Raw genomic sequence first — 5995 nt, forward strand, 5'->3', positions numbered from 1 at the left:
CCTTCGCCATCTCCACCACGTTATTGTCGTAGAAGTAGAGCCCGGTCACCGCCCAGTCCGATTTCGGCTTTAATGGTTTCTCTTCAATTGACAGCGCTTTGAAGTGCTCGTCAAACTCCACCACGCCGAAGCGCTCCGGATCCAGCACCTGGTAACCAAACACCGTGGCACCAGAAGTCTTCGCCGCCGCCGCTTCCAGCTTTTTACCGAAGCTCTGGCCAAAGTAGATATTATCCCCCAGCACCAGGGCGCAGGCATCGTTGCCGATAAACTTCTCGCCAATGATAAAGGCCTGTGCCAGACCGTCCGGCGACGGCTGGATGGCGTAGCTGAAGTTCACCCCGAACTGCGACCCGTCACCCAGCAGGCGCTGGAAGGAAGGCATGTCTTCAGGCGTGGAGATGATAAGGATATCGCGAATGCCCGCCAGCATCAGGACAGACACCGGGTAGAAAATCATCGGCTTGTCGTAGATAGGCAGCAGCTGCTTGGAGACGCCCTGGGTGATGGGATATAAACGCGTGCCGGAGCCGCCGGCCAGAACAATGCCCTTCATCTTCAGTTCCTTTTTTATTTATTCAGGCCAAGACGCTCGCCGGCATAGGAGCCGTCCAGCACACGCTGCCACCAGGTCTGGTTGTTCAGGTACCAGTGCACAGTTTTCTCAATCCCGCTCTCGAACGTTTCCTGCGGCACCCAGCCCAGATCGCGCTGAATTTTCGTGGCATCAATAGCGTAGCGCAGGTCATGTCCCGGACGGTCAGTGACAAAAGTGATCAGGTCAGCAAAGTGGGTGATGTTTCCCGGCTTCTGCGCCACCACCTTGTCGAGAATGGTGCAGATGGTGCGCACCACATCGATATTTTTACGCTCGTTATGACCGCCGATGTTGTAGTTCTCGCCGCTCTTGCCTTCGGTCGCCACTTTGTACAGCGCACGGGCATGGTCCTCAACATACAGCCAGTCACGGATCTGCTCCCCGTTGCCATATACCGGCAGCGGTTTACCCGCCAGGGCATTAAGGATAGTCAGCGGGATCAGTTTTTCCGGGAAGTGATACGGACCATAGTTGTTGGAGCAGTTGGTCACCACCACCGGCAGGCCGTAGGTGCGGTTCCAGGCGCGAACCAGATGGTCGCTGCCCGCTTTGGAGGCGGAGTACGGGCTGCTCGGGGCGTACGAAGTCTCTTCGGTGAACAGGTCATCGGTGCCGTGCAGGTCACCATACACTTCATCGGTGGAGATATGATGGAAGCGGAAGGCCTGCTTCTGCGCTTCCCCAAGCCCGGACCAGTAGTGACGGGCCGCCTCCAGCAGAGTGAAGGTGCCGATCACGTTGGTCTGGATAAACGCGGCCGGGCCATCAATGGAACGGTCCACATGGCTTTCTGCCGCCAGGTGCATCACGATATCCGGGCGGAACTCGCTGAACTGGGCCGCCACGGCAGCGGCATCGGTGATATCGGTCTGGGAAAACGAGTAGCGTTCACTCCCGGCAACCGGCGCCAGGGATTCAAGATTGCCGGCGTAGGTCAGGCAGTCCATCACACGGACTTCGTCCAGGGTATTTTCAATGATATGACGAACCACGGCAGAACCGATAAAGCCTGCGCCCCCGGTGACAAGAATCTTCATACTCTCTCTCGTTTTTCAATGAATTACATACAATTTTCTGAAGTAGCAAACAACCGCAGGCACGCTACCGCCATTGGCTTTCGCAACCAAAATGCGTAGTGCCTGCAGTAATTTGTATATGTCATCAGCTAAAGTTAGCGGAACATGAACCACGCTCTCATGGTGCTGGAAACGGCAAGTCGGCCAAACAGCGGTCACTTTGCTTGCTTCTATGTCCTTTCGCTATCAGGACTTTCCCAAACAGCTAAAGGAATCTCTCTGAAGCAGAGAGATGTGCTCAGTGCCGGGCTATCATCCCTCTCAGCATCACTTCGGTCGTTGATATCATGGCAAAGCCGCACTATCACCATTACGAAGTGCAACACACTCAACATCGCTTAGTACCCAACAAGGTAGCGCCGCATTATAGCGCTGGTTATACAGAATAAAAATCAAAAAGCGGTGTGAATTAATTCAAGGTATGAATGGAACACTTTTGATACAATGTTAAAACATTCAATAGCTTGCTATACATCCTTTGATTACAAGTTATCTCTGGTGACAACAACACTAATTAATTCGAATTTCACGAACAACAATACCTCTTCATTCGGAAATACATGTCATGTTTTTTCAAGATATCGAACTTGTATGGGCTGATTCCTGCAAACTGTTTTTTTCCGTGTAACCATAGTGATGGTTTGACTCGCTTTCAAATGCAAATCATTTGCATTAAAGCATTTGATTTTCCCGGCCAGCTTCATGTCAACGCACACTCTGCAACTGTAAAGCAAGTGATCCTAACCGCAAGCCAGTGTAAAATCGGCACTTATGTAGAACGGGATATCCACACCCCGGAGGAAAAATATGAAGTTTTTGGTCACTGGTGCCGCAGGTTTTATCGGCTTTCATATCGCGCAACGCCTGATGAATGAAGGGCATGATGTTGTCGGGATCGACAACATGAATGACTATTATGACGTCAGCCTAAAGCAGGCTCGCCTGGATCGACTGGCATCTCCGGCATTCCATTTCCAGCAGCTGGATCTGGCCGACCGTGAAGGTATGGCGCGGCTGTTCGCCGCAGAACAATTTGATCGTGTGATCCACCTGGCCGCCCAGGCCGGCGTGCGCTACTCGCTGGAAAACCCGTATGCCTACGCAGACGCTAACCTGATGGGTTATCTGAACATTCTGGAAGGCTGCCGCCATACCAAAGTGAAACACCTGGTGTACGCCTCCTCCAGCTCGGTTTACGGCCTCAACCGTAAAATGCCGTTCTCTACGGAGGATTCCGTCGATCATCCGGTCTCCTTGTATGCCGCCACCAAGAAAGCCAATGAGCTGATGGCGCATACCTATTCCCATCTGTACAGCATCCCGACTACCGGCCTGCGCTTCTTTACGGTCTATGGCCCCTGGGGACGCCCGGATATGGCGCTGTTCAAGTTCACGAAAGCGATGCTGGAAGGGAAAAATATTGACGTCTACAACTACGGCAAAATGAAGCGCGACTTCACCTACATCGACGACATCGTCGAGGCGGTGGTGCGCGTCCAGGATGTGATCCCGCAGGCCAATGCCGACTGGACCGTTGAGAGCGGTTCCCCGGCCACCAGTTCCGCGCCGTATCGGGTCTATAACATTGGCAACAGCTCGCCGGTGGAACTGATGGACTACATCACCGCTCTGGAAGAGGCGCTGGGAATGGAAGCGAAGAAGAATATGATGCCGATCCAGCCGGGCGATGTGCTGGACACCAGCGCAGATACCCAACCGCTATATGACCTGGTGGGTTTCAAGCCGCAGACGTCAGTGAAGGAAGGCGTGAAGAACTTCGTCGAGTGGTATAAGGATTACTATCAGATCTAACCTGTCTCTGCCCTGCCGCGATCAGCTGATTGCGGCAATGGATAAACCTCCCGTATTCCCTTCATTGATCATTCATTTCTTTACCCGAGCCTGGCACAGGCTATACTTTTTTGTGCTAAAGAATAATTTTTACTGGTTTTAACGACGGTGCTGAAACCAGTTTCATCTGCCCGCCAGCGAAAAAGACAACAACTATAAGCCTGGTCCGCTGCTGTCACTCTTTTCAATACTATTTTTAATGGCTCCTTCAGCATTTTCTCCTGATAAATAAAAGACATTACTTTCTGTAGGAATTTTCTTAAGAAGAGGATATGTTAGACATCGCAATACAGCACCTTCCACGCTGATATATTGCTTAACTTGCTAATGATTCAACCAACTAAAGCTGTGGTAGATATTATGGAAAACCTGTTTTTCTTAGTGGTGGCTGCCATACTACTTGCTGTGTCTGTTTTCTTTTTAATTTCATATCTGAAAGACAGAAAGAAAACGAAACTGACGTTTAATAAACGCAAGTGGTAAGGCCCGCTCCATATTGCAATTAGATTAAGATAATATTAAGAGATAAAAAAATGATATGACAGAATGACCGTTCATTCTGCGTTTTGGCATGGCCTTAAGGCAAGAAAAAAATAAAGCTATTCGCGCCCAGTCCCTCGTATTTCCCCAGGGCATAAATAACAAAAGCCTGCGTTGCAGGCTTTGTTTTACCTCCCGGCGCTTATCTCCGGCATCTACATCACAGTGACGGTAGCTCTTCACAAGGTAAGTTTAACTTATCGGACCTGTTTTCAACCCGCAACGGGTTTCGTGCAGGATCGTAATGTCCATCACAATTTATTGAGGTTAATCTGAATGTGCGAGAAATACGCGCAGTGAGGGATATAGCGGGGAGATAAAGAAGCATACTGGCGGCGAGGAGCCGCCAGTGTCAGACAGGCAGGATTAATCGTTACCAAACAGATCGCGGGTGTATACCTTGTCCGCCACATCCGCCAGCTCTTCCGCCATACGGTTAGAGATAATCACATCCGCCTCTTGTTTGAAGGCATCCAGGTCGCGCACTACGCGGGAGTTAAAGAACTCATCTTCCTGCATCACCGGTTCATAGATAATAACCGGAATACCTTTCGCCTTGATGCGTTTCATGATGCCCTGAATAGAAGAGGCGCGGAAGTTGTCCGAACCACTCTTCATGATCAGGCGATATACACCCACTACTTTCGGCTTACGAGCCAGAATAGAATCCGCGATAAAGTCTTTACGGGTACGGTTGGCATCGACGATAGCCGCGATGATATTGTTCGGCACCGATTCATAGTTCGCCAGCAGCTGCTTGGTATCTTTCGGCAGGCAGTAGCCGCCATAGCCAAAGGACGGGTTGTTATAGTGGTTGCCGATACGCGGATCCAGGCATACCCCTTCGATAATCTGCTTGCTGTTCAGCCCCTGGCTTTCAGCATAGCTGTCGAGCTCGTTGAAATAGGCAACGCGCAGCGCCAGATAGGTGTTCGCGAACAGTTTGATCGCTTCCGCTTCAGTGGAGTCGGTAAACAGGGTCGGGATATCCTGCTTAATTGCGCCTTCTTTCAACAGGTCTGCGAAACGTTCGGCACGTGCAGAGCGCTCACCGATGACAATGCGCGACGGGTGCAGGTTGTCGTACAGCGCACGGCCTTCACGCAGGAACTCAGGAGAGAAAATAACATTATCAATCCCTAAACGTTCTTTGATGTCGCGGGTGAACCCCACAGGGATGGTCGATTTAATGATCATCACCGCGTTCGGGTTGATCTCTGTGACATCGCGAATAACCGCTTCCACCGTAAATGTGTTGAAGTAGTTGGTTTTGGGATCGTAATCGGTCGGCGTGGCAATGATCACGTAGTCGGCATTACGGTATGCGTCGTGCTTATCCGTGGTGGCACGGAATTTTAACGGTTTTTCTGCCAGATATTCCTGAATCTCTTTATCCACAATCGGAGAGATCCTCTGGTTAAGCATATCCACTTTGGCCTGTACGATATCCAGGGCAACCACTTCGTGGTTTTGCGCAATCAGGACACCGTTCGATAAACCAACATAACCTGTACCAGCGATAGCTATTTTCATTCGATTACACTTTAATCAGTTAACTGGGTAATGGCGGATAGCCACGAATTTAAATAATGCTGTTGGCGGTTTTACGCTGAGAAGGAAGGTAAGTCAAGTCAGCTGGTTGACCCGGCTTGTAAACGAATAAACATGACGAGCTCCATCTGGAACCCGCCATTTTAGGAAAAAACAACCTAATTATTTATATAATTCTGCGGTGGCCAGCGTGTGTGCCTGCAGATCTTTCTCCGACAGCGACAGCGCGCAGTCGCTCAGCGCCGGCCAGTCAATCCCTATCTCCGGATCGTTCCAGATGATGCTCCGTTCTGACTGCGGCGCGTAGTAGTTCGTCGCCTTGTAGACAAACTGCACCGTGTCGCTCAGCGCCATAAACCCGTGGGCGAACCCTTCCGGG

6 protein-coding genes are annotated in these 5995 nt (G+C 50.8%); 2 read left to right on the plus strand and 4 right to left on the minus strand.

Annotated elements, in window-relative coordinates:
- Together MKS11_RS26990 and rfbB are read right to left on the minus strand one after the other, a co-directional pair.
- On the minus strand, positions 1-556 hold a 556-nt coding region (locus MKS11_RS26990), incomplete at its 3' end, for a sugar phosphate nucleotidyltransferase (protein ID WP_284109792.1).
- A gap of 14 nt (positions 557-570) precedes the next feature.
- The gene (rfbB, locus tag MKS11_RS26995; protein WP_284109793.1) at positions 571-1635 is read right to left on the minus strand and encodes a dTDP-glucose 4,6-dehydratase; all 1065 of its coding nucleotides are present in this window, start codon (positions 1633-1635) and stop codon (positions 571-573) included.
- Positions 1636-2481: 846 nt separating this feature from the next.
- On the opposite strand from rfbB, the gene MKS11_RS27000 reads away from it, so the two are divergent.
- Entirely contained in the window at positions 2482-3486 is a 1005-nt protein-coding gene (locus MKS11_RS27000) for an NAD-dependent epimerase (RefSeq protein ID WP_043523152.1), read from the plus strand.
- 399 nt (positions 3487-3885) lie between these two features.
- Positions 3886-4008 (plus strand): small membrane protein, encoded by a 123-nt coding sequence (locus tag MKS11_RS27005; RefSeq protein WP_000429184.1) that lies wholly within the window; start codon positions 3886-3888, stop codon positions 4006-4008.
- A gap of 423 nt (positions 4009-4431) precedes the next feature.
- On the opposite strand, the gene ugd is transcribed toward MKS11_RS27005, so the two are convergent.
- Positions 4432-5598, minus strand: a complete 1167-nt coding sequence (ugd, locus tag MKS11_RS27010; protein ID WP_043523148.1) for a UDP-glucose 6-dehydrogenase — start codon at positions 5596-5598, stop codon at positions 4432-4434.
- A 180-nt stretch (positions 5599-5778) separates the two neighbouring features.
- Positions 5779-5995, minus strand: a 217-nt coding sequence (locus MKS11_RS27015) for a dTDP-4-dehydrorhamnose 3,5-epimerase family protein (protein WP_284109794.1), incomplete at its 5' end; no start/stop codon positions are given.

The sequence above is a fragment of the Klebsiella sp. K5-45 genome, assembly GCF_030128605.1.
Lineage (GTDB): Bacteria > Pseudomonadota > Gammaproteobacteria > Enterobacterales > Enterobacteriaceae > Klebsiella > Klebsiella quasipneumoniae.